The organism is Bradyrhizobium sp. UNPF46 (assembly GCF_006658625.1).
GTDB classification, from domain to species: Bacteria; Pseudomonadota; Alphaproteobacteria; order Rhizobiales; family Xanthobacteraceae; genus Bradyrhizobium; species Bradyrhizobium nitroreducens.
Window position 1 is genome coordinate 1 of the sequence record NZ_LFJB01000070.1, and the last position, 21,839, is coordinate 21,839.

Genomic DNA, 21,839 nt, shown 5'->3' on the forward strand with positions numbered 1-21,839 from the left:
CGGCTTCGCATAACGGCGTGATCGGAAGTCCGTTCGGCTCGAGCCACAACATCGGCGAAGCGTGCCTCGCGGCGGTTGCCGAGTTGCTGATCAAGACCTTCGATAGCGAGGCCGGAGTCGCCGGCGCCCGCCGTTGACGGTCAGTCCGTCCGCCGCGCGGCGAAGGTTCGCGCGGCGTCTGCCATGTTGCGGATACTGGCAGCATAAAATTCGGAAAGCTTGACTACGCAACGCGGCTTTCGGGCGAAAATATCGCCCCGCCTATGAAACCCTCTGGCATCTCGAAAGCTAAGAGGATTGAGACATGGCACTTACGTTCGGGTTCTGGTCTGAACAGGAAACCCAGGTCGGCCACAGTTACTCGCGCAGGCTTCACGAACTGGTCGACGAAGTCCGCCTGGCCGAGAAGGTCGGCTTCGACTGTGTCGCGCTCTCTGAGCAGCACGTGGCACTGGGTGGGATTTCGAGCTCAGCGCCCGAAGTGGTGTTCGGCTATCTGGCCGCGGTGACGTCGCGCGTCAAGCTGCGCGCGGCGGTGACGCTGATGCCGCAGCGCATCAACCACGCCCTGCGTTCGGCCGAGCGGCTTGCGGTGACCGACATCCTGTCCAACGGCCGCATGGAATTCTACGGCGGTCGCGCCAACACCACCATCGCGATGCGGGCGTTCAACGTCGATCCGAACGAAACGCTGGCTCAGATGGAAGAAGGTCTGGCGCTGCTGAAAACGGCGATGAGCCAGGACATTTTCACGTTTGACGGCAAGTACTACCAGATCCCTCCGCGCCAGCTGGTTCCAAAGCCGCTGCAGAAGCCGCACCCGGTGATCGGGATCGCGGCGACCAGCGAGCGCAGTCATGTCTGGGCTGCCTCGCAGGGCTTCGCCGTGATGAGCAGCAACATCTATCAGGGCTGGGAAGCTCAGCAGAAGCTGATCGGCGCCTATCAAACAAACTGGAAGCGCGACGAGGAGGGACCGTTGCAACGTCCGCGTATCGGCATTCCGCTGTTCATCGGCATCGGTAAAACGGACGAGCAGGCCAAGGCGGATTATGCCGGCCCGCTGATGCACTATGCCAAGATCTCGACCGATGCCTATCCGCGTCTCGCGGCGATTGCCGACGACTACAAGTACATGGGAGAGAGCGTGCCGTCGATGGAGCGTGCCGCCAACGACTGGGACTATCTGGTCAACGAGTCGGCCACGACGGTGTGCGGCAGCCCCGATACGGTCATTCGTCAGATCGAGAAGTTCGAGGCCATGGGGATCGACGAGGTGCTGCTGCACATGGACTCCGTCCCGCACGAAAAGATCATGGAGGCGATCGACATGGTCGGTCGCTACGTCATCCCGCATTTCAACGACAGAAACAACGTCGTGCGGCCGACCGAGGAGATCCTCGGTCAGATCCGGCTGATGCGGACCAAGAACAAGTAATCCAACGGTGAAATCAATGTCGCAATACGGCTACAAGTACCTGATCGTCGAACGGCGCGCCACCGGCGTCGCGATCGTCACGATGAATCGACCGGAGGTCCTCAACGCGATCAACTGGGAGATGCACGAGGAGCTCGAAGACGTCTTCGTCAAGCTGGATCACGACAGTTCTGTCAACGCGATCGTTCTCACCGGCGCGGGCCGCGGATTTTGCTCCGGTGGCGATCAGAAGTCGCTGGATAAGGGAACCTTGCCGTCCCCGACGCGCAGCGGTCGCCACCTCATCCGCAACATGCTGGAAGTCGAGGTGCCGATCGTCGCGGCCGTCAACGGTGTCGCGGTCGGCCTGGGTGCCACGCTCGCGCTGTTCTGCGACGTGATCTATGCGAGTTCGACAGCTCGTTTCGCCGACACGCACGTCAATGCCGGCGTCGTCGCGGGCGATGGCGGCGCGGTGATCTGGCCGCTGCTGATGGGGCCGGTGCGCGCGAAGCACTATCTGATGACCGGCGAATTCATCTCCGCCGAGAAAGCGGCTGCTATCGGCATGATCAACGAGGTGGTCGCGGACGGCAACGTTCTCGATGCCGCGATCGAATACGCCGAACTGCTGGCAAGCGGGCCGAAGGAATCGATCGTGTGGACCAAGTACAGCGTCAACAAGATCATCAAGCAGTACGCCCACCTGCTGCTCGACACCTCTGCGGCACTGGAGATGTTGACCTTCAAGTCGCCCGAGCGGGCCGAGGCGGTTGCCGCCTTCGCGGCCAAGCGCAAGCGTTTCGCGGAGCGCTGAGATGAGCGTCGCTGCGATTACATCCGGCGCCCAGTTGGCCGATACGACCGTCGCGCAACTTTTAGCTGCGCGACTCGCGGAGCGGCCCGACAAGATCGCCTTGCAACAAAAGCGTCAGGGCGCCTGGACCGCCATGACGTGGGGCGCCTATGCGCAGCGTGTTGTCAACCTGGCCAGCGCGCTGCGGTGTGCTGGTCTCGAGCGCGGCGATCGGGTCGCGATCATGGGCGATTCGTCCGAGGAATGGCTGATCGCCGACATGGCCACGATGTGCGCTGGCGGCGTCATGGTGGGCGTGTACTTCACCTCGTCACCCGAAGAAGTGGCTTACTGCTTCACGGATTCAGGCGCGAAGTTCGCGTTCGTCGGCGGGGAGCAGCAGCTTCGCATCGTGATCGCCTCCGGTCGGGCCGAGCAGCTCCGCGGTATCATCGTGCTCGACCCGGATTGGACCGGCGAGGCCACGGCGTCGATCAAGTCGCAGGCCGACTTTGTCGGAGCACGCGATGTCGATGCGCATGATTATCTGCAGAAGGAGAGCGCGACAGCAAAGGCGTCCGATGTCGTCAGCATCGGCTATACGTCCGGGACCACCGGAAACCCCAAAGGCGCGATGCTGACGCACCTTTCCATTCTCGCCGGCGTTCATTGCATTACCCTGTTCGGCCCCAGCATGCGCGAAGAGGAACACCGGGTGGTCGTGCATTTGCCGATGTCGCACACCGTCGCGCGCGGGCAGGCGACGACGTTGCCGCTGATCGCCGACGCAGTTCCGTATTTCGGCGAGACGACCGCGGACTTCGCTCAGACGATCAAAGAGGTGAAGCCGACCTACTACATGGCGCCGCCGCGGTTCTACCAGCGTTTTGCGACGCAAATTCTCAGCAAGGTGCATCCCGCCGGCGGTGCGGGAGATCAGAACTACGCGCTCGCCATGACGATCGCGCGCAGGGCGCTCGAGGACCGTCAGCGCGGCCACGAAGATGCCTTCGTCTCGAAACTGTTCGCGGCCTGCCGCGAGCAAGTGTTCCTGCCGCTGCTTGCGGAGGTCGGTTTCGACGAGCTGAAGGTCGCGTTCACCTCGTCGGCGGCGATGCCGTCCGAGCTGATGTCGCTGTGGCAGCTGTGGGGCTTGCAGCTCAAGGAGTGCTACGGCCAGACCGAATTGGTCGGTGCCAATCTGGTGCAGATGGCGGAGTGGCCGAAGGCCGGCAACGTCGGGGTCCCGTTGCCGGATCCGGCCTGGGAAACCGCCGTGCTCCAGGACGGCGAGATGATCGTCCGTGGACCGGGATTGTTCGCGGGCTATTGGAACAAGCCGGACGAGACGAAAACGGCGCTGCGCGACGGCTGGCTCTACACCGGCGACATTGTCGAAGTGTCGCCGGAAGGAATCTTCAAGCTGGTCGACCGTAAGAAGGAGATCATCAACACGTCGAACGGCAAATCGATCAGCCCAACTCAGATCGAGAACGAGCTGAGGCACAGCCCCTTCATCTCCGAGGCGGCAGTCATCGGCGAGGGGCGAAAATATCTCACCGCCCTGATCGAAGTGGATGCCACCGCCACAATGGACTGGGCGAAGTCGCGCGACGACAAGATCGCGAGTTACGCCGACCTGGCAGCCTCCGAGATCGTCAACCGGCTGATCGAGGCGGAGATCGGCAAGGCCAACGGAAGGCTGGCGCGAGCCGAGCAGATCAAGGCGTTCCGCATTCTGCCGGAGGAGCTGTCGCTCGAGAACGGCGTGATGACGCCGACGCGGAAGAAGCGTCGCAAGCAGATCAACGAGCGCTATCAGTCGCTGATCGCGTCGCTCTACGACGAGACCGAGGAAAAACTGATCAAGGCCGAGATGGGCCTTTGACGTCGGCGGTCGCTCCCCAAACCTACGAAGCTATTAGTCAAGATGAAGTTCACTCCTTCAGCAACAGGACATCGAGATGACCAAGCGAAGCGGAATCACGCGGCGAACGATTGTCGGAAGCGGATTGGGAATTGCGGCAGGCCTGGTATCAAAGCCATCGTTTGCGGCGAACACGAAGGTGAAGGTCGGAGCGATCATGCCCAGTAGCGGCGTGCTGGCGTTTCCCGGTCAGGCCTGCGTGCGCGGCATCGATCTCGGCGCCAAATTCGCGCGTGAGAAGTTCGGCCTCGACATCGAGATCGTTCACGCCGATACGCAAAGCCGTCCGGAGAACGGCCGGATTGCCGCCGAGAGCCTGATCCGGCAGGGCTGCAGCGTGCTGATCGGCGCGTGGGATTCCGGCGCCACCATTTCGGCGCTGCAGGCCTGCGAGGCCGCCAAGGTGCCGATGGTGGTCCACATCGCGAGCGCCACCCAGGTGACTTCGCAAGGCTTCACCCAAGTGTTCCGCTATTACCCCACGTCGCTGACCATCGTGCGGCAATCGCTGACCGAGCTGAAGTCCGTGCTCGGCACGCTGAAGGATCCGCCGAGCAGCGCCGTCGTTCTCCATCTCAACAACACGATGGGAAAGTCGACGGCGGCCAGCATCGATCAGGCGTGGAAGGAAGTGGGTGTTCCGCTTAAGATCGCGCAGTACGTTGCTTATGACGAGAAGGCCAAGGATCTGTCGGTAGAGGTCGCCAAGGCGAAAGCGTCGGGTGCCGATGCTTTGATCTCGGTCACGCGCGTCAACGACGCGATCATGATCGCGCGCGAATGCATCAAGCAGGGCTGGGATCCCAAGATGGTGTTTTCGCCCAACTCCAACGGCGTGTCGGACAAGGCGTATCACGACGCGCTCGGAAAGTACGGTGACGGTCCGGTTCTGTCGGCGTTGTGGCTCAATCCCAAGGGCGCCGAGACCGACAGGATCATGAAGATGTTCGCGGCCGACTACCCGAACGACTGGTTCGATGCCAATGCGGGCTGCGCGTTCGAGGCGGTGCAGATCGTCGCAGACGCCGTGACGCGGGCGGCGTCGCCGGAGTCGGTGGCGATTCGCGGCGCGCTCAAGACGACCGACATGAAGCCGATCCTGATGTACGGCGACAATACCAGCTTCGACGAGACCGGTCAGAACATCCACTGTTCGATGGTGATGCTGCAGGGTTTGAAAGGCAGGCCGCGGGTGGTGGCTCCAAAGGCCATTGCGGAAGCGTCGCTCGAGTATCCGCTTGCGCCTTACAGCAAACGCTGACGTCGTTACGTGCGGCCCCGCGAAAGCGTCGTGGGGTCGCGGTCGTCAAATGTCGGGCAGGGACGTGCGAGCTAGGGCAAACTATCCGAATTGATCAGGCGTGACCGCTCGGCAAGGAAGCGGCGGGGGCTCTTTCCCATTGTCTTCTTGAACATCGTGATGAACGCGCTGGGCGTTTCGTAGCCCAGTTCCAGCGATACGGCCTGGACCGAACTGCCCGCCGTGAGGCGTTGCATGGCGATCAGTATGTGGAGACGCTGGCGCCAGCGCCCGAAGGTCATCCCTGTTTCCTTGGCGATGAAGCGTGCGAACGTACTCTCGCTCATCGCGTAGCGCGAGGCGACTTCGTCCATCGTGCTGCGGTCGCCCGGATTATTCAACAAGGAGGTCGCGAGGTGTTGAAGACGGGCGTCGGGGGAGATCGGCAGATACATTTCATCCGTCGTCGACATCTGCACGAGTTCGTCGAGTAAAACCCGGCCGAGACGGCTGGTCGGTCCTTCCAGCGGATAGAGCGGCGGGAACACCGAGAGGCGGTGGATCAATTCGCGCACGAGCGACGTGATCATCAGCGTGCAGCAGGTCCGCGGCAGCATGCTGACCTGTGGATCGATGAACACGGTGTAGAGTTTGCCGAAATCGGCCACGCAATTGCTGTGCTGCACGCCGGCCGGGATCCATACCGCGCCTTGCGGAGGTACGATCCACAAGCCGCCAGGCGCCCGGCACATCACCGAGCCATGAGATGCGACGACCAATTGGCCTTTGCGGTGTGAGTGCAGCGGCAGGTCGTCGTTGTCTTTGCTGGTTTCGAGACAGAATGAAGTGACGGGACGATCGAACTGATCCGGATCGACCGGATCATAGTTGATCCGAAGATCGGGCAGATCCATTCGCGCAAAATTGCGATCGAACTCGGTCTCGGGCGGCATTTCAATCCTGCCAATTCGTCAAGTCGGTCAAGCCTGATGCAGATCCTGCTGCTAACCGAGGTTAGCTGTTTTGAAAGGTCAGGTCACTAGTCGCGGCGAGCCGTCGAGTTCGCTGATCTGCGACAAGATGCCTGCTCCTGCGGCGTGAGCGCTCAGTGATGCGGCATGTTGCGCCGTGACCAAGCGGAAGCACCTGTCAGGCGGCCCACGGCTCGATCGCTCGCCTGATTAGACCAACAGCAGGGAATGCTGCGATGCGAGCCTCGGCGTCCCTCCGGAGCCGGGCAATCCGTCGGAACGCGGCCGTACTCAGCAGCACGTGCCACAGCACCCGATGCTACCAAGTGCGGGCTTTCTGGGAGCCCGACGCATGGCCGTACACATCGATCCGCCACGCAAGGCCGTCAACGCCGATCGGGGCGCGGTCGAAACCGCCGATTGGCTCGCATCGCTTGGATCGCTCGGCCCGCGCATCGTTCCGATCGTCGCCGACGAGCGGCAGATCTCAGCTTGGCGCATTGCTGTCGCCACAGCAAAGCGAACAATTCTACCGAGTGGTAGATATTGTTGAGCGTTGGATTCGGTGTATCCGATCAGTCGATCGAGTTCGTCTTGGCTAGGGCGCCGGTCTCGCTCGTTTCACTTTCCGACGAGATCCAGATGTCTTAGCGCAGCTCTGGCCAGCTGTACGTTCTCGACTGAAACGTTAATGCCGTGGATTGCGGCAGCGTGAAGTAGGATCGTTCGGATGAATGAGAAATCGATCGCAAGGGTCGCCGCTTCAGCGCCTTGAGCAGCTCGCTTTCGCCCGAACTCAATCAATCTCTCCCAGGTCAGCTCTTTGAGGTTTGTCCGTCCAAGCGAGATCTTGAGGGCCTTGAGCACCATCGACTTGGGTCGTCGTACGGGCTTGCCGACCTGGGCAAGATCGTCGAGATGCAGGGTGATCAAATCGGAAAAAAACGAGGCTGCTCAAAAGGCCGGGAACGTCGAATTGGGGCGCTGCGATCGATAGAGCGCTCCACATCAAGCGCCCATTCTTCAGCATCGCGCCGTCGCACGAACGTGTTTGCGATGTACTCGTTTTTCCGCCTGACCTGAACGCGCCATCTTCCCGATCTGAGTTTTGTAAACGTCGGCATTGCGTGTGCACTCCACCCCGATTTCGTGTGCGCTACGTGTGCACCGGGAGATCAAATGCGGTACAAACGTGTGCAATTTGGGCTAGTTTAAGTGCACACGTGTGCACCTGGTTCACGCTCCAGTCCATTGAAAGAATAGGGCAACTTATTGAAATATCAAAACTATCGCGTTTCCGTGGCGCCCATGATGGACTGGACCGACTGAACGCTGACGAATCAAAAAGTCCTTGCGGGACAGTGACTTTTGCAGCGTTCGTAAAAGAGCAGATGTGCGATGTAGTATTTTCGTCGTACCTAGCTCGCAAGCTGACGACATTCCTTAAGCGCGGCGGCGCGCCGGGCGTCGAGGTAATCGGCCAAATCCTGAAGGTGGACGCCCTTGGCGCACTTCTGACTCGCTTCCATGCGCACTAGCGGGATCATGATTTCGCCTGCGCCAACCTTGCGGATGAACTTCGCCGGATCGAGATGCGAGAAGTAGTCGCGGCACAATTCCTCGACCGGGATAATGGCTTTGCCGCCGTACTGCGCCATAAGCAAGAAGGCGGTGTTGAGGGTCGGGGAGCGGGTATCTGCTTTGCTCATGAGATGGATGTTAATTCGGCGCAGCGGCGACTCAAGCTGTTCTAGTCTCCCTCAAGCTAAACGCTGCGGGCGAAATTATCCGGGCATCGTTTCCGCTGTAAACGGTATCTGAGCGTACACTTCCTCATCCGATATTTCGGTGACCGTGACCCCACCGTCTTTCAAAAGATCGTCGGCAATGGTCTCCAAGATGGAAAATTCTGTGATGTCGGACCATTCACCGTAGCGAGCCATGAGAGTCGTCAGCGCGACGTCCAGACGATTTACAAACTCGGCGCACCAATGACCGGCAACAAAATCGTTAGCCGCTTTATGGTCAGCAAGTCTCATTCCAAGGCCGTGAAGCTGACCCAACAAATACGCCGCGAATTTGAGGGTGTTTCCGTATTCTGCTCCGACTTCGCTGACAACTAAACGAATGTCACCGTGCCGCCTGTAGCGCTTAATCGATTCGTTGGCGTGTTCTCGCGCGTCGCGAGCTGCACCGATGAAGAGTTCCGCTAAATTGTCCGCCGTTTCATCGATGGAAAATTGCGCGCTGAAGTAACTCGCAGCGTATTCGTCCCAGCATGCGGCAGCGGTGCTACCAAGAACATTACGCCGAAGGTTTGAATAACGCGTCTGCATCAATACATTCGGGAACGCTTCATCGCGAGCTTTTAGGTCGTGAACGTGGCCGCATTCATGCGCGATGAGGTGAAAAAGCTCCCGATTTATCTCATCAGCCTCGATGCCACGTACAACGTTGGCATCGTAGACCATATGAGCTTTGACAACCCCGTTCCGAAGTACTGCTGGTGTCATTGCAACGCCTAGGCCGTAGGACGCCGACGTTGCGGTGAGGGTCGCGGTTCCTCCAAGACCCCTGTCAACGTTTGCTAGCGCCTCGGGATAATTGTAGGCGACGCTCACGGCATCCAAACGTTCCAAATCCAAGTACTGTCCGATGACATGGAGGTAGGCTTGCAGCTTCCCAGCAAATGTGCGTGCTGCCTCATCGCTTTCGAAGCCGCTAAGCGTCACCGGAAGCGGAGCAGGTAGCGTAGACGGAGCCGCAGCGGTGATCCCCGATTCTGCCATTGGCACTTATGCGTCCCGGCTATCCAGAATAAGTGTTGAACCTGCCATGCTTCACGCCGCGAATGTACCCGCGAGATACTCGCTCTGTCATCTCTCGCTCCAAGAACTCGTTGGCAATCAACAGCGCCTTCACCGCTTCGCGTGGGTCACCACCGCAAGCCGCTATCGCCTGATCGGCGGCAGCTTCCAGGGCCTGCGCGTCGGATTGCAGGTTCGGGGCAGCGACTTCAGGCATGGGGAAAACCAAGCGACAGGGCTTGGCAATGTTCTCACTTCGTTCTAATCAAGTCAAGCGTGTAGTATGCTTGGGGGAAGCGCGATGGCTGTTAGTAGGCTAGGCGGGCTGGGGATATTTGCTGCCGTCGCATTGTTAGTTTTCGGCGAGCCTATCCATGCAGCTTCCGACCAGATCAATCCAAGAATTGCATTCTTTCGCGAATACGTCCGCGAACTCATCGAATTACATGAGCTTCGTGAGCAGGCGTCGAGGGAGTTGGCTGAATCGCCGAGCGCCGACCAAAAGCTCGCAACGATGGTACGCGTCGGCACGCGATACAAGATGCATACTTCGATAAGCATGAGAATGCTCAAAGATATAAAGCCGGGCGCGCCCTGCGACGCCTTCGCCAATGGGCTCCACGATGTGAATGAATTGAGGTGGTCGAAGCACGCGGAGTTGGTTGGCGCAGCCCAAGAGCTAATAAGCGGGCCAAAGCCCGGCGTGGACTACGGAAGAATATCTGCCCGTGTGCCAGAGATTAGCGCGGAGCTGGAGCAGGTTGACCGCACCACCTTTACAATAGCTACAGGAGCGTTTCTCTGTCTGGTGGACGCAGCTAAAGTGAACGCTCAAGGCAAGGTGGACAGACTCATCATCGATAGCAAAGAGCGTCGGTCGCTCGCAAAGCAATTGCAGTCCGGCTTCGGGGCGACGCTTCAAGCTACGGATGACGCCGACACATTTGTATCTGCTGCCAAGCTCCTGAAATTTGCGCTGGAAGGACAGCAGTGGAAGAACAGCGATGCCCACTAGACGACTGACCGCTCTCGAAATTGCGTTCAGTGCAACCATCGTCATTCTGTCTTTCGAATGTGGCGCCACGAGCCGTCTTAACGCGCAAGCCAACTTCATTGATGTTCGGACGAGGCAGGCTCGCCTCCGTGAGGTCAAATTATGACAAACAACTTGAATAGAGCGCGTCCCGACGAATGGCATCGCGGCGATCTTTTTCCCTTTATCGAAGAATGTTGGAGCAACTCGTTAGCTGTTGTTGGCAATAAGAACGTTGTGGCGGCACGGCTTACAGCAATCGACGATATCTTCGGCGAAGTGGTGCGGCAGGGCCTCAAGCCGACAAAGACTGCTGAAATAGTGCCGGTGTTGTTATATATGCGATCGTTCAATGCATTCAGGGCTTCTGTGATGGTTTGCCTAAGCTTACCAACAGAAAGCTTTCCATTGCAGCGCTCATGTCTGGAGAACGCGGGATACGCTAGATTAATCGCGACAGACGCGGACTTATCTGCCTTGTGGTTGCAACGCGATGAGAACTTGGCAGAAGTTCGAAAGAAATTCTCGAACAAGGCCGTGCGAGACGCTATCGCTAAGGATGATGAGCCTCTTTCGAAGATCTATCAGGAAATGTATGAGCGCAGCATAGACTTCGGCGCCCATCCGAATGAAAAGGGGGTCCTGGGTGCTGTCGTGCCCGCCTCCATCAATACCGGCACTTTGCAGGTGGCGATGCTGGCGGGTGATAGCACACAACTTCAACACGGTTTAAAGAGTTGCGCCCAGGTAGGCATATGCGCTTTGAAGGTCTTCAACCTGATGTTCCGTACCCAATTCGCGAAATGGGATTTCGAGACCAAGATCGGCGCGGCAGCCCGATCGTTCTGATGAGGCTGTTGGTCGCTATGGCCCTCATAGTCGCGGCGACAGCTGCTCGTGCTGCGACGTTTGAGGGCGGTGCTAACAGCTCAGAATGCAAGGAACTGACGGCTAGACTAGCCGAAGCGACAAACGCGACGTTCGATCACTACTCGCCTTCGGGCAATAATGTGTTCCTCAAGAATCCCGACATGGTCCTGAGCTGCATGACCCATCGGCTCACCGGGGTTTCGCTGACCTGGGACAAGAGCGGCTTTCCCCCAAACGAGTGGTTCGGCCTATTAGCGAGAGCGGGGAACGCCGTCACAAGGGTCGACGTGAAGACCTTAGAGGCTGAATCCCGGAAGTGTCATCGTGCGGCCCTAAAGGACAAGAGCGAGCTGGCGGATTTGGACATTCCCAATGCGAAGATCGAGTGCCAGGCATTTATCCGCGACGGAGGCGGGGTCAACATCCATATTTGGATGAACGATCGGGAAGCTCGAAAAGGAATTGAAGAACGCTGAGAGAGGGGGGCTGCCAGTGACAATCTCGCTGAAAACACAAAAGATGCTGTGGGGGAAAGCAGCTGGGCGCTGTTCAAGAGCCGATTGCCGGAGGGTGCTATTTGAGGACGAGACGACGGCGGACGATGCGTCGCTTGTTGGAGAAAATTGCCACATCGTAGCGGAAAGTGATGACGGTCCGCGCGCCGATCCCACTATGCCAATAGAGCGGCGCAACAGCTACTCCAACCTGATTCTTCTCTGCCGCATCCATCACAAGGTAATTGATGATCAAGAGAGCACTTACACAGTTGCATCTCTCCACGAGATGAAGGATCAGCACGAGGCTTGGGTGAGGGATCAACTTGGATTCGACCAAGCGAAGCAGTTTCAGGACGAGCAGTACGCAGGGATCGTTGATGAATGGGAGCGTTTGGCTCATACCGAGAATTGGCTTGGGTGGGCGAGTTATGTGCTTTCCAATGATCAACCGAGAATGACGGTCGAGATCGATAGTGACCTCGAGAAACTTCGCCAATGGCTTCTTACTCGTGTTTGGCCCGAAGGTGACGCGGGATTGGAGAGCGCATTCCAAAATTTCCGACGGGTCTTGAGCGACTTCCAGGAGAGTTTTCGGAAGCACGTTGAGAGAACGAGCGGCGGAGACTGGCTATTCACGATCAAATTCTACCAAAATCCTGTATGGGACACCGAACGTTACGAAAGGATGCTCAAAAAGTACGAGTTCCACGTCTCGCTAGTCCAAGATTTGATGCTGGAGCTCACTCGGGCAGCCAACTTGATCGCGGACCGGATCAGGCAGACGCTCATGCGGACTTATCGCCTCAAAGAAGGGAGGTTCGCAGTCGAATACGGTCCGCTAGAGGGGTTTCAATTTCGCACTGTCATAGTTCAGTATGGGTCCGAAGAGCGGAAGGAAAAGATGCCGTACCCCGGACTGGCGGAGTTCTTGACCAAGCGAGCGAACCGCGACGTGCATTTTGGCGAGGGGACCGAACCGTAGCAGAGACTGACGATCCCACCTTCATGCTGCTCGATAGGTCTTGGAAAACGATGGCTCGAATTGGTTAGGGGACCGGTTCTCTTTTCGAAATCCAACCATGACTTGCCCGAGCTTCTCGCAAGGGGCTTGCATCACTTGACGCTTTTAGGAACTCAAGTTTCGGCCGCGATTGTCAATCGCTCAAATAACCGCGCTGCTCCGATTCCAGCTCCGCCAGGAAGCGTCGCATTTCGCGCTGGACCTGCCCGGCGACCTCGCGCGGGTCGCCGCCAGCGATGTTGAAAGTCGGATTGAAGGCGACCGCCCCATTATTCGTTACCGAAGTCGTCGAGTGCGCCACCGCTGCCGCGCCGTCAGAGGTCAGGCTGCGCAGCTTGTCGTTCGACTCGATTCGGCCGGACATGCCCGGCACGAAAAGCTCGGGGCCGTTCTCGCCGACAAGGTAAGGCTTGCCGTAGCTCACAGGCCCGGACATAGCGCGGATGGCTGGGAACGTTCGCTTGGTTCGCTAAGGAGAGGTTAGTTCGCTAACCGCCCAAAAGCAGACCGATTGTGCTCGCGCGGAGTTTTCACGTTCATGACCCGTAGCAGTCGTTAGCTGCTTCGCCGACTGCCTCTCCGCGCAAAGAGTATCAGCAGAGGGTATGCCAGCGCGAGAATGAAGATCGCGTCGAACAAGTAGATCGTGAAACTTCGACCGAACGCTCGTTCCCCGAACGTAAACTCTCGCGCGTCGGAGAACAGTATCGGCAGGTTGAGAACGGTCGAGATGGAGAGACCGATCCAACCATCTCCGCAGGTGAAGCCTTGCCTTTCCTCGGTCAAACTGCACCCGATGGATTTCAATATGGGATAAGCGACGAGCTCCAAGGGGGCTACAACAACGGCAACGCCCACGATGCAAAGGCAAAGCAGGCTCACGCCTCGAAAAAGCTTAAGCATCATCGCCCCCGCCATTCACCAAGAGTACCAACATTGATAGCGAGTTGCGACTATCGTTGGTTGGCTCATCGAACGGGATCTCCCAACTAAGGAGCCTTAGCGCAAACGGCCAAGTCGTCTTGGAAAGCGCTCGTCAAGGTATAAACAGCCATGACTTAGACGAAATAAGCCCGAAGAACATAACAATCAGATCGATGATGATTAGCCACTTCGGGTGCATGAGCACTACTTCCCGCTTGATTTTTGGCCACCACCGAGGAGGCGACATCCATCGATTGTACAACCACGAGCGCTAACCTTGTGTAAATTGCCAGCCGCGGTTCCGCCAGTGGCCCGTTGCCGCCCTGTGCTCGAAGAGCCGAAACGTCTGCTTGCAACAGATGAGCCGACCCAGGTGAGGCAGCCCTGGGAGGGCAGCCTTTGACCCGAAGCCGTCATCAGCGCGCTGTGGCAGGAAGTCTCCAGATCCGCAAAGGGCCAATGGTCTCGAACCCGGCCAACTTGGCGGCTGCCAAATCATCTCCGTGCTCGTAGCCGACCAGAGGCAGGCCGGGAAACATCTCACCCGCCACCGCGATCAAGCTTCGCCAGACCCGATCCATATGAGAACCGAACAGATTTGACAGGCCGACGACATCAGCACCTCGATTGAGGATGCCGCCGCCCGCACGGCCATCCTCACCCTGGATAGAGACAAAAACGATGTCGTTGTCCGCAAGCAGGCGAGGCATGAACACGCGCGGCGGGCGTATAGCGGCCGCCTTGGCGTCCTCGCCAACCCAGGACCGCTCCCAGGCGCTCAATTCAGCTTCGTCGGTCACAATGGTCGAACGGTCACCCGGCTCATGATGCCTGACGTCAGGCCGCGCGCCACTCATCGCGATCCATTCGGCATCGAATAATGGCTTGAAGCCAAACGACTCCAGGCGCAGGCAATGGAAGCTGTCCTTGACAAACCACTCCCGCCGTCGATCTAAGGCGATCAAGTCAGCGATGGCCTCAAGCTGCGCTGATGCAGCTTCTACGCCTGTCGTCGTCACCGCGTCGGGATAGAAGCGGGGTGTTCCCAGCCGGGTCAACCAAAGCGCCTCATGAAACTCGCCAGGACGATCGTGCGCCCGGCAAACTGCGTCGCACCATATGGCGTTATTGTGGGCTGCGAGCGCAGTAATGCTGCTCTTCATTCCTGCTCCAGCTTCAGTTGCCGACAGCCCAGGCAAGTCAGTATTAGGCGTTTTGATGCCCGGTGTCGCCGATTGCTGTGCCTGCGTCGCGGTCGGCAAGGCTATTGCCGACCCCAGCCCAGCAATGAACTCCCTTCGACGCATGTTCAAGCTCCCGAGCCGTCCTGCGGCAGGATATTGCGGGTCGAACTCAAATGGAAACAGATTAGCGATGACCGCTCTTGGCCCGAATGCGAAGTCCAGGCGGCGTTCCCGGTGGTCGGCTCATGGAGGTAGACCGGAAGCAACCGGCTGACCCGCCGAACGGCGCTCATGACCCATAGCTGACATGCTAGGCAAAGAGTAAAGTGGCCACCCAAAGAATGCGCGAGGCGATGGGCGATGAGCAAATCTGAGGTTTTGACCGACCGCGAACAGAAGCTGCTAATTGCGCTCGTCAAGATGGTCGATCAGTACTTGGACGAATATGGCGACGAGGTGGACAGTCGCGCGATGTCCGCTGGCGAACATGCAATAGAAGCGCTCGCGAGTGTTGGTCTGATGGAGAACATCAACACTCGCTTCGGAAGATGGACAGAAGCAGGAAACCAGTTTCGCGAAGAGTTCAACAGGATGAAAGGACTTGCGCCTGCCGAAAAAATCGGCGGCATCAAATTGGTTGGGCAGCCAAAGTCGGAAAGCTGATCTATTGTCCGCTGTTGGCCCTTCGTGTTGTGTCGGCTGCCAGGGGCAAACCGGACGCCGATCCAACTCGGGTCCACCGCTGCGTTTGACCCGAAGCGGGCATCGACCAGAGCCAAATCAAAGCCGAATGGTCGTCGCAACCGCCGGCGACAAAATGGAACATTTGAGTTGGCGGGTTGTGCGGGCCCGTTAATGCACGCTTAGCTTAGTTCGGGTTAGGTCGGGCGTGTGCACCCTGCCGGCCAGTCGCTCAAAACCAGCAGGCAAAGTTCTGTAAGAGTTACAGATGAAGCTTAAGCATGCTGTCGCAGCGTTCCTAGTCCTCGGCATCGCTGTTCTCGGCTATGCTTACGCCCGCGGCTATCCGCCGTTCACCTCTCAATTTGTACAGACTTGCGAAACGGCAATCCAGGAGCGGTTGGCGGTTCCCTCCACCTATCAACGGATCGGGCTGGACGACTCCAGAAGAACGATCACATGGGAGGAATTTTTCGCCGAGCCTGAGCGCGCCGTATCCGCATCAACCAGACGGTCCATGCAGCAAGCTGCGCGCCACCCGCCCGTTCAGTACGTGGCGCTCATTGACTACCAAGCTCAGGACTCCGTCGGCGCCATCATTCGAGAAAGGGCATCATGTACTTTCAACTCGCTAGATGGGAGCGATGCGCCTACCCGTACGTTCTGGGTGAAGATCGATGGCGAACGTAATTTGGAGTGGGCCGCCAGGCAGCCCAATGCTGCAACGCTACATCGGCGCTTGTTGAAAAATCTGTGATGCGCCGGCGGGTCGCCTTTTGGCCCGATGGCGAAGTCCGGCTTGGCCCAGATATGGTCAGCGATCGAGGGCACACCGGAAGTGATAGGGCGCCGTTCAGACCGGTGCTTTTGACCCAAAGCGGATACTGATAGATGAATGACATGGAAGAGAAAGAGACCAATCGACCCTCATTATGCGCATCCGCGTATAATGTCATTTTATACGCTTTCGCGTATTGGCTGCCCGATGGATATAATCGCCCGCTCCCCACAGCAACTTGGTGCTGCCATTAGACGGCACCGCCGGATGAAACGTCTCACCCAGGGTGCCTTGGGTGATAAGATGCATGCGCGTCAAGCGACCATCTCGAAGCTAGAAGCCGGCGAACCAGCGACACAAATACGCACGCTTACGGATGCCTTGGCCGCACTCGATCTGGAGATCATCATCCGTCCACGCACCAAGGGTTCGGCCAAAGCGATCGAGGATCTTTTCTAATAGAGCGTCGCATCTTCCGTGCACCGCACGATGTGTGCTCGCGGGCTCCTGTTTGAGGTATCCTTCTTGTTTTGCAACTCGTGACGCTAAGCACGCTAACGGCTGTCAGGATTCTTCACCGCTGGCGCGCCAACGCTCGGTACAATGGATGGCGACAGACGCCTGTTGGCGCGACAGATTTCCGGAGAACAGTTTTAGTGTCCTGCGATTTCGCACCAAGCGCCGATGGTCCAGTTTCATCACCTTCGCGCCGACGTGTTTGATGGCTTATGGAGCCAGAGGGCGTTTCCAGTGGCGCTGCCGGCAGCAAAGCTGTATAGATGAACCCGATATCGCGCAGCGGAGTGCCAGCAGTGCCGGAGCAGCGCGCGCTTGTTGCTCGTAGGGGGAGTCTACCTCAGACGCAAAAAGCGCAACGGGCCGCGCAGTACGTCCGTATGTCCACTGACTACCAAAAATATTCGATTGAGAATCAAGCTGTGGTCATTGCTGCCTACGCACAGCTTCACGGGCTCTCAATTGTGCGCACCTATCGCGATGAAGGTGAAAGCGGCTTGCTGATTAAGAACAGGATGGGCCTCACTCAGTTGATCGCTGACGTTAGCTCAGATCAGATAGATTTTGGCAATATTCTAGTCTTTGACGTCAGCCGTTGGGGGCGCTTTCAAGACGCAGACGAAAGCGCGCATTATGAGTTCATCTGCAAAAAGGCGGGGGTTAAGGTCGCATACTGCGCGGAGCAGTTTGATAACGACGGAAGCCTTCTTTCCAATATTTTGAAGAACATCAAGCGGGTCATGGCGGCCGAGTACAGCCGCGAGCTATCGGCAAAGGTTTTTGCTGGGACCTCGCGGTTGGCTAGGATCGGATTCAAAATGGGCGGCTCGGCCGGTTTTGGCTTGGAGCGTTTCTTGGTGGATGACCACGATCAGGTCAAAGGAGTTCTCAAGCCCGGTGAACGCAAATGCTTGGCTACAGACCGAGTGAAACTACGTCCAGGACCGACCGAGCAAACCGCAATCATTAAGAGGATTTTCGATGATTTTGTTGGAGGAAAGTCTCAATGGAAAATCGCGAAAGAACTAAATCAGGAAGGAGTGGCGACACATAACGGCCGACTCTGGAGTAATAAGCTTGTAGGCGCAATTCTAAAAAACGAAGCATTCATCGGCAACTACGTCTACAATCGTTCGACGGAAAAACTAGGCACGAAGCGAAGGCACAATCCAAAAGAGCATTGGATAAGGAGCGAGGGCTGCATCACGCCCATTATCGATAAGGCTGCGTTTATACGCGCGAACAAGATCATGGATGAATGGCACGTCAAGATTTCAGAAGACGAGATGCTGCGGCGGGTGCGCAAAGTACTTCTGAAGAAAGGCAAACTCAGCGCCAAGATTATTAATCAAGCTCCGACGCTTCCACACAGCGGCACCTATTATAAGCACTTCGGTAGCCTTCAAAACCTTTACCGACTAATCGACTATCGCGAGAACAATAAACACTGGACGGATCTTACCGCCCACCAGCAGTGGCTCGATATGAACATCGGGCATGCTGTGCAGCTTCGGGAGCTTCTTGAGAAGGCTGGTGCCAGTGTCACGATTGAGTCGTCAAGTGGGAGCTTGCTGGTGGACGAGATTGTGCGCGTTCACTTCGGCTTGGCAAAATGGCGCAACTACGACGGCAAGGTGCGTTGGGGTATGCGCCACCGCGTTCGATGGCAGTCAGGTTGGATAGCGGCGATCAGAATGGGCGAGAATAACGCAAGTATTCTCGACTATTTACTACTCCGCGTTCCTCCTCCGGGAGGTCCTCATTTGTGGCTGTCTGAGGAGACGCTCCGCGCTCGCAAGATCGAACGTTTCAAAACTTTCTCTGCGCTTGCTAAATCGCTCATTCGTCGCGTTTGTCGATAGGTCAGTTGCGACGAACTTGGAGCCGAGAAAATCGCATCTTGCTTTTGCGCGGTCGGCGTCCGTTAGTGAGAGGGGCTCGACATCGGTAATTGGCCCTTTTGCGACCTCTGGCGGCGTCCGCTAATGCGCCGCTATTGGCGGATAAGCCGACATCAGGCGTGCGCGCTAACGCCATTTTTCGATGTCGCAGCCACTAAGCTCAGCACGGGTCACGTCGCAGCTGCGCTTCCTCTGCACAACATAGCGGCGTTCTCGCACACCAGCCCGCCGATTTCGACGGGATGGCTCAAATCAACTTCAAGCCCCGCGCGCTCATGACTTGCGCGGCCAATGTGCAGCACCACGGGCAAACCCCGGCGGAAGCACGATGCCGGCCAGGCCGGCTTCATAGTGGCCAGGGCGCGCCTCGGTGCGCGACACGACAATCTCACGCTGCTCAAGGCGCGGGGTGTCGAAACGCTGTTCATGATGAACCCAGCGCGGCTCTTCCTTGATGGCGTTACCATCAGCGTTGGTTCGCACGGGAAGCGCATGCCCGTTCGCGAACACCCAGCACTGCTGCATCTCGCGACGTTCGTTCGCTTGCCGACCCGGATGCTGACGGTGCGCGGCGTCGATGCTGCGCACAGGCTCGAAGCCCGGTGCGCGTCGGCCAGCTTCGTTAACCGCGCTCGCCTCGGCATCGATCTCACCGAGCCGGGCGATGATGTCGCCGAGCTTTGCAGCCGTAGCGTCGTACTCGCGAAGCAAGACAACTGCCTGAATCTCAACATCATTGCGTGCGTTCTCGACACGCTGACGGAACCGTTCTGCCTCGGCTTGCTTCTCGGCCCCTGCTTCGGTCGCGAGCGCTTCCGCGTGCGCCTTTTCAAGATCAGCGAGGCGCGCGGCAGCGCGATCGGCAGCGCGCCGGTGCACTTCATATTCTGCTTCGGCCTTTTGATGGGCGGCATCATCCATTAAACCGAGACCGGCCAGCGCTGCGCCGCGCTTAGCAAGGGCAGCGCCATGTTCGGCGCGCGCCTTCTCGATCTCCGTGGCGATAGCGGTGGAGGTAATCGGCTTCTTGCCGAACAGCTTTTGGATAAGATTCATGTGATTGTTCTCAAGGGGTGGAACTTAGCGCCGCCAGTAGTTGGCGACGGCCTCTGCGCCGGGGTCTCGCGACGCGATGGTCGATGCCTTCGGGGGGAGCTTGGTCGCGATAGCCGGCTTCGGAGCGGGCTTCGGTGCAACGGCGCTATATGCCTCGCCCGCCCGCAGCCAGCGGTGATAGGCAACATGCGCGCGGCTCTCGGCAAACGTCAGGCTGTGCGCCATGCCGTGACGTGCACTGAACTGTGCTTCTGCAAGCTGCCGCTGAGCCGTTGCGTAATCTGCGGACGCCGCCTGAAGGTCGGCGAGAAGCTTGGCGCGGCTCATTGGGCATCTCCGCCGGCCGCAATCCAGGTTTGAAGCTGATCGGCCGGATAAGCAGGTCGATCACCGATCAACAGAAACGGGGGCCCATCGCCACGCTTGGCGAGGTTGCGGAGGGTCTTCGCGCAACGGCCGATCCGCTTTGCGGCCTGGGTGCGCGAGAGATAGACTTTAGACATTGGCATCCATCTGAAAAAGTGGCCGATGCATTTGGTTTACCAAACACACCGGCCAAGGCTGGCGAATGGCGTTACTTGGTGTGGAGGAGGACCAAGCAACGGGAGGAGTATGGGAAAATCGGGGGCGGCTGTCGGGACTGTTTCGGTACCCCTTAAGCCGCTTTACGGCGGCGCTTCTTATTGTCGTTGGCGGGGATGCCGGCGAGGCGCGATTCGTGCTCGGCCAGAATGGCGGCACGCTCGTCTGCTCGCATGCGGAGAAGCTTCTGCTCGACGCCGATGTCGATCAGAGCAGCCCAGGTCTGCGGGATATCCATCCGCATCTTGAGGGCTAGCGCGGTGAGTTCGCCCGCGAGTTCGGGATGGTCGAGCACTTCAAGAGTGGCGACGGGGACAAGGCCGAACCCGAGCGTTGCCAGGGCCGCTTCAATGCTCTCTAAGCCGGGGCGATTCTTCTTTCTCCAAGCCTTCAGCGTGGCCCTACGCACGCCGCTGCGCTCTTCCAGCGAGTCGTAAGTCACTCGTTGGCGGGCCATCTCGGCGAAGACAAGTCTCGCGAACGGTCCGACGCGCTCGGGCATCGAGACGGTGCGCGGATTTCTGCGTCGCTTCCGGGTGGAGGGTGAAATGGGCGAAGCGCGGAAATCGGGCGGATACAGCGGACTAGTATCGGGCATCGGGGCGTCCTGAAGGCGATTGAACTGCCTTTAGGGTCGGATAATGGGCTACTTCGCTACAGCCCAAAGCAATCACCCCTCGCGCATTGTTCCACATCAGCGGGCGACGCCGTGCGAGAACAACAACTCAGTTTGGAAAAATTGTGCCTGGTAAACCCGGGCGGTCGCGCGTCACCCGCACGGGGGGCGCCTGGGAAGGACCCAGATTGTGCGGATTTGCTGGATGTTCGAAGCTCGCGTCGGGTGCGAACAACTAGTTGCAAGACAATGCATCGGATGGCGAGCTTGCCAGAGGTCCGCTTGTTGGCAGATAGCTGCCCGTTAGCGGAGGGCACGCTAGGTCGCAGATGGGCCAGTTGCGGATACTGGCAAGGTTTCAGTTCATTCTCTTCAGATTGCAGTGCACAACTTCTAATGAACTTGTGAACGGCCGTTGAAAGAGCCCGTGGTAGATTGAGCGAATGGGCAGAACGATAAAAGCCGTCCTTCATGTGATCTGGGCGATTTGCACGATTACGTTGGGCACCGTGATTGGCGCGGCGACCGGCTGGGCATCTCACGGATTAGTCGGGGCTACTGCGGTTGGCTTCGTCGGGTTTTGTGTCGGAGCGCTGGCGGCTGCATCACCTGAAGCAGTGCTGCAGTTCCTGCACCATTAGAGGTCCAAAGCAGACTTCGATCCCTCGCCTCGACTATGGCAGCTACGGGCCAATTCCGGACATAACAGCGCATCACGTCGGGATGCCAATCAAGGCTAAGGGTCAGTAACGAACGCTGCCCGTCGGTTGTGCCAGATCAAGGTTGTTGCCGGCCAAAGTTTTGCAAGTCTCGACGTACGCGATCGATGACGCTGCCATACTCCCGATCCTCACATTGCCTGAAGAGCCGAACGGTCGGGTACCAGGGGCTGTCGTCGCGGTGGAGGAGCCAGCGGTAGTCCGGCATAAAAGGTAGCAAAATCCAGGTCGGTTTCCCAAGCGCGGCTGACACATGAGCCACGCTGGTATCCACAGTGATGACGAGATCAAGGCAAGAAATCA

At 58.2% G+C, this 21,839-nt stretch carries 24 protein-coding genes; 13 read left to right on the forward strand and 11 right to left on the reverse strand.

Annotated features, from left to right (window positions below):
- Positions 1-304: 304 nt before the first annotated feature.
- From UNPF46_RS26025 to UNPF46_RS26040, 4 genes are all read left to right on the forward strand, one after another.
- On the forward strand, positions 305-1,438 hold the full coding sequence (locus UNPF46_RS26025; RefSeq protein ID WP_142251900.1) for an LLM class flavin-dependent oxidoreductase: 1,134 nt from the start codon (positions 305-307) through the stop codon (positions 1,436-1,438).
- 16 nt (positions 1,439-1,454) lie between these two features.
- The gene (locus UNPF46_RS26030) at positions 1,455-2,234 is read left to right on the forward strand and encodes an enoyl-CoA hydratase/isomerase family protein (protein ID WP_142251901.1); all 780 of its coding nucleotides are present in this window, start codon (positions 1,455-1,457) and stop codon (positions 2,232-2,234) included.
- Between the two features lies 1 nt (position 2,235).
- A complete protein-coding gene (locus UNPF46_RS26035; protein ID WP_142251902.1) occupies positions 2,236-4,101 on the forward strand; it encodes an AMP-dependent synthetase/ligase in 1,866 nt (621 codons plus the stop codon).
- 76 nt (positions 4,102-4,177) lie between these two features.
- Positions 4,178-5,401: an ABC transporter substrate-binding protein gene (locus tag UNPF46_RS26040; RefSeq protein ID WP_142251903.1), complete on the forward strand. Its 1,224-nt coding sequence runs from the start codon at positions 4,178-4,180 to the stop codon at positions 5,399-5,401.
- 71 nt (positions 5,402-5,472) lie between these two features.
- Here UNPF46_RS26040 and UNPF46_RS26045 read toward each other — a convergent pair whose 3' ends face one another.
- The gene (locus UNPF46_RS26045) at positions 5,473-6,333 is read right to left on the reverse strand and encodes an AraC family transcriptional regulator (protein ID WP_174719181.1); all 861 of its coding nucleotides are present in this window, start codon (positions 6,331-6,333) and stop codon (positions 5,473-5,475) included.
- Between the two features lie 370 nt (positions 6,334-6,703).
- Between UNPF46_RS26045 and UNPF46_RS37670 the strand changes: the two genes are divergently transcribed.
- Complete coding sequence (locus tag UNPF46_RS37670; protein WP_181770111.1) at positions 6,704-6,904, forward strand: hypothetical protein; 201 nt, start codon at positions 6,704-6,706, stop codon at positions 6,902-6,904.
- A 68-nt stretch (positions 6,905-6,972) separates the two neighbouring features.
- Here UNPF46_RS37670 and UNPF46_RS37675 read toward each other — a convergent pair whose 3' ends face one another.
- The 4 genes from UNPF46_RS37675 to UNPF46_RS26065 all read right to left on the reverse strand — a co-directional run bounded on the left by UNPF46_RS37675 (position 6,973) and on the right by UNPF46_RS26065 (position 9,375).
- Complete coding sequence (locus tag UNPF46_RS37675; RefSeq protein WP_181770112.1) at positions 6,973-7,221, reverse strand: hypothetical protein; 249 nt, start codon at positions 7,219-7,221, stop codon at positions 6,973-6,975.
- A 548-nt stretch (positions 7,222-7,769) separates the two neighbouring features.
- Positions 7,770-8,060, reverse strand: a complete 291-nt coding sequence (locus UNPF46_RS26055) for a pyocin activator PrtN family protein (protein ID WP_142251904.1) — start codon at positions 8,058-8,060, stop codon at positions 7,770-7,772.
- A gap of 75 nt (positions 8,061-8,135) precedes the next feature.
- On the reverse strand, positions 8,136-9,146 hold the full coding sequence (locus UNPF46_RS26060; protein ID WP_142251905.1) for a hypothetical protein: 1,011 nt from the start codon (positions 9,144-9,146) through the stop codon (positions 8,136-8,138).
- Between the two features lie 13 nt (positions 9,147-9,159).
- On the reverse strand, positions 9,160-9,375 hold the full coding sequence (locus UNPF46_RS26065) for a hypothetical protein (protein ID WP_142251906.1): 216 nt from the start codon (positions 9,373-9,375) through the stop codon (positions 9,160-9,162).
- Positions 9,376-9,459: 84 nt separating this feature from the next.
- On the opposite strand from UNPF46_RS26065, the gene UNPF46_RS26070 reads away from it, so the two are divergent.
- The 4 genes from UNPF46_RS26070 to UNPF46_RS26085 all read left to right on the forward strand — a co-directional run bounded on the left by UNPF46_RS26070 (position 9,460) and on the right by UNPF46_RS26085 (position 12,540).
- Positions 9,460-10,173, forward strand: a complete 714-nt coding sequence (locus UNPF46_RS26070) for a hypothetical protein (protein ID WP_142251907.1) — start codon at positions 9,460-9,462, stop codon at positions 10,171-10,173.
- Positions 10,174-10,314: 141 nt separating this feature from the next.
- Positions 10,315-11,040, forward strand: a complete 726-nt coding sequence (locus UNPF46_RS26075; protein WP_142251908.1) for a hypothetical protein — start codon at positions 10,315-10,317, stop codon at positions 11,038-11,040.
- Positions 11,040-11,537 carry a hypothetical protein gene (locus tag UNPF46_RS26080; protein ID WP_142251909.1) on the forward strand — a complete coding sequence of 166 codons (498 nt, stop codon included), beginning with the start codon at positions 11,040-11,042 and terminating at the stop codon, positions 11,535-11,537. Before UNPF46_RS26075 ends, UNPF46_RS26080 begins: the two co-directional genes overlap by 1 nt.
- Before the next feature lie 16 nt (positions 11,538-11,553).
- Positions 11,554-12,540 (forward strand): HNH endonuclease, encoded by a 987-nt coding sequence (locus tag UNPF46_RS26085; protein WP_142251910.1) that lies wholly within the window; start codon positions 11,554-11,556, stop codon positions 12,538-12,540.
- A 172-nt stretch (positions 12,541-12,712) separates the two neighbouring features.
- On the opposite strand, the gene UNPF46_RS26090 is transcribed toward UNPF46_RS26085, so the two are convergent.
- Both UNPF46_RS26090 and UNPF46_RS26095 read right to left on the reverse strand, forming a co-directional pair.
- Complete coding sequence (locus UNPF46_RS26090; RefSeq protein WP_181770113.1) at positions 12,713-13,003, reverse strand: hypothetical protein; 291 nt, start codon at positions 13,001-13,003, stop codon at positions 12,713-12,715.
- A gap of 916 nt (positions 13,004-13,919) precedes the next feature.
- Entirely contained in the window at positions 13,920-14,666 is a 747-nt protein-coding gene (locus UNPF46_RS26095) for a hypothetical protein (protein ID WP_142251912.1), read from the reverse strand.
- A gap of 381 nt (positions 14,667-15,047) precedes the next feature.
- Between UNPF46_RS26095 and UNPF46_RS26100 the strand changes: the two genes are divergently transcribed.
- From UNPF46_RS26100 to UNPF46_RS26115, 4 genes are all read left to right on the forward strand, one after another.
- Positions 15,048-15,350, forward strand: coding sequence for a hypothetical protein (locus UNPF46_RS26100; protein ID WP_142251913.1), 303 nt, complete (start codon positions 15,048-15,050; stop codon positions 15,348-15,350).
- Between the two features lie 286 nt (positions 15,351-15,636).
- Positions 15,637-16,125 carry a hypothetical protein gene (locus UNPF46_RS26105; RefSeq protein WP_142251914.1) on the forward strand — a complete coding sequence of 163 codons (489 nt, stop codon included), beginning with the start codon at positions 15,637-15,639 and terminating at the stop codon, positions 16,123-16,125.
- A 228-nt stretch (positions 16,126-16,353) separates the two neighbouring features.
- Positions 16,354-16,605 (forward strand): helix-turn-helix domain-containing protein, encoded by a 252-nt coding sequence (locus UNPF46_RS26110; RefSeq protein WP_100177272.1) that lies wholly within the window; start codon positions 16,354-16,356, stop codon positions 16,603-16,605.
- Between the two features lie 320 nt (positions 16,606-16,925).
- Positions 16,926-18,524, forward strand: coding sequence for a recombinase family protein (locus UNPF46_RS26115; RefSeq protein ID WP_142251915.1), 1,599 nt, complete (start codon positions 16,926-16,928; stop codon positions 18,522-18,524).
- A 312-nt stretch (positions 18,525-18,836) separates the two neighbouring features.
- Here UNPF46_RS26115 and UNPF46_RS26120 read toward each other — a convergent pair whose 3' ends face one another.
- The 4 genes from UNPF46_RS26120 to UNPF46_RS26135 form a co-directional block, all read right to left on the reverse strand.
- Positions 18,837-19,619, reverse strand: a complete 783-nt coding sequence (locus tag UNPF46_RS26120) for a hypothetical protein (RefSeq protein WP_142251916.1) — start codon at positions 19,617-19,619, stop codon at positions 18,837-18,839.
- 24 nt (positions 19,620-19,643) lie between these two features.
- A complete protein-coding gene (locus UNPF46_RS26125) occupies positions 19,644-19,946 on the reverse strand; it encodes a hypothetical protein (protein WP_142251917.1) in 303 nt (100 codons plus the stop codon).
- Between the two features lie 328 nt (positions 19,947-20,274).
- Complete coding sequence (locus UNPF46_RS26130; protein ID WP_142251918.1) at positions 20,275-20,799, reverse strand: hypothetical protein; 525 nt, start codon at positions 20,797-20,799, stop codon at positions 20,275-20,277.
- Between the two features lie 795 nt (positions 20,800-21,594).
- A partial coding sequence (locus tag UNPF46_RS26135) for a glycosyltransferase family 9 protein (protein ID WP_142251919.1) occupies positions 21,595-21,839 on the reverse strand: 245 nt, incomplete at its 5' end.

Coding starts and splice junctions, on each gene's coding strand:
- UNPF46_RS26025 (WP_142251900.1), top strand. CDS start 305: ATGGCACTTACGTTCGGGTTCTGGTCTGAACAGGAAACCCAGGTCGGC.
- UNPF46_RS26030 (WP_142251901.1), top strand. CDS start 1,455: ATGTCGCAATACGGCTACAAGTACCTGATCGTCGAACGGCGCGCCACC.
- UNPF46_RS26035 (WP_142251902.1), top strand. CDS start 2,236: ATGAGCGTCGCTGCGATTACATCCGGCGCCCAGTTGGCCGATACGACC.
- UNPF46_RS26040 (WP_142251903.1), top strand. CDS start 4,178: ATGACCAAGCGAAGCGGAATCACGCGGCGAACGATTGTCGGAAGCGGA.
- UNPF46_RS26045 (WP_174719181.1), bottom strand. CDS start 6,333: ATGCCGCCCGAGACCGAGTTCGATCGCAATTTTGCGCGAATGGATCTG.
- UNPF46_RS37670 (WP_181770111.1), top strand. CDS start 6,704: ATGGCCGTACACATCGATCCGCCACGCAAGGCCGTCAACGCCGATCGG.
- UNPF46_RS37675 (WP_181770112.1), bottom strand. CDS start 7,221: ATGGTGCTCAAGGCCCTCAAGATCTCGCTTGGACGGACAAACCTCAAA.
- UNPF46_RS26055 (WP_142251904.1), bottom strand. CDS start 8,060: ATGAGCAAAGCAGATACCCGCTCCCCGACCCTCAACACCGCCTTCTTG.
- UNPF46_RS26065 (WP_142251906.1), bottom strand. CDS start 9,375: ATGCCTGAAGTCGCTGCCCCGAACCTGCAATCCGACGCGCAGGCCCTG.
- UNPF46_RS26070 (WP_142251907.1), top strand. CDS start 9,460: ATGGCTGTTAGTAGGCTAGGCGGGCTGGGGATATTTGCTGCCGTCGCA.
- UNPF46_RS26075 (WP_142251908.1), top strand. CDS start 10,315: ATGACAAACAACTTGAATAGAGCGCGTCCCGACGAATGGCATCGCGGC.
- UNPF46_RS26080 (WP_142251909.1), top strand. CDS start 11,040: ATGAGGCTGTTGGTCGCTATGGCCCTCATAGTCGCGGCGACAGCTGCT.
- UNPF46_RS26095 (WP_142251912.1), bottom strand. CDS start 14,666: ATGAAGAGCAGCATTACTGCGCTCGCAGCCCACAATAACGCCATATGG.
- UNPF46_RS26100 (WP_142251913.1), top strand. CDS start 15,048: ATGAGCAAATCTGAGGTTTTGACCGACCGCGAACAGAAGCTGCTAATT.
- UNPF46_RS26105 (WP_142251914.1), top strand. CDS start 15,637: ATGAAGCTTAAGCATGCTGTCGCAGCGTTCCTAGTCCTCGGCATCGCT.
- UNPF46_RS26110 (WP_100177272.1), top strand. CDS start 16,354: ATGGATATAATCGCCCGCTCCCCACAGCAACTTGGTGCTGCCATTAGA.
- UNPF46_RS26115 (WP_142251915.1), top strand. CDS start 16,926: ATGAACCCGATATCGCGCAGCGGAGTGCCAGCAGTGCCGGAGCAGCGC.
- UNPF46_RS26120 (WP_142251916.1), bottom strand. CDS start 19,619: ATGAATCTTATCCAAAAGCTGTTCGGCAAGAAGCCGATTACCTCCACC.
- UNPF46_RS26125 (WP_142251917.1), bottom strand. CDS start 19,946: ATGAGCCGCGCCAAGCTTCTCGCCGACCTTCAGGCGGCGTCCGCAGAT.
- UNPF46_RS26130 (WP_142251918.1), bottom strand. CDS start 20,799: ATGCCCGATACTAGTCCGCTGTATCCGCCCGATTTCCGCGCTTCGCCC.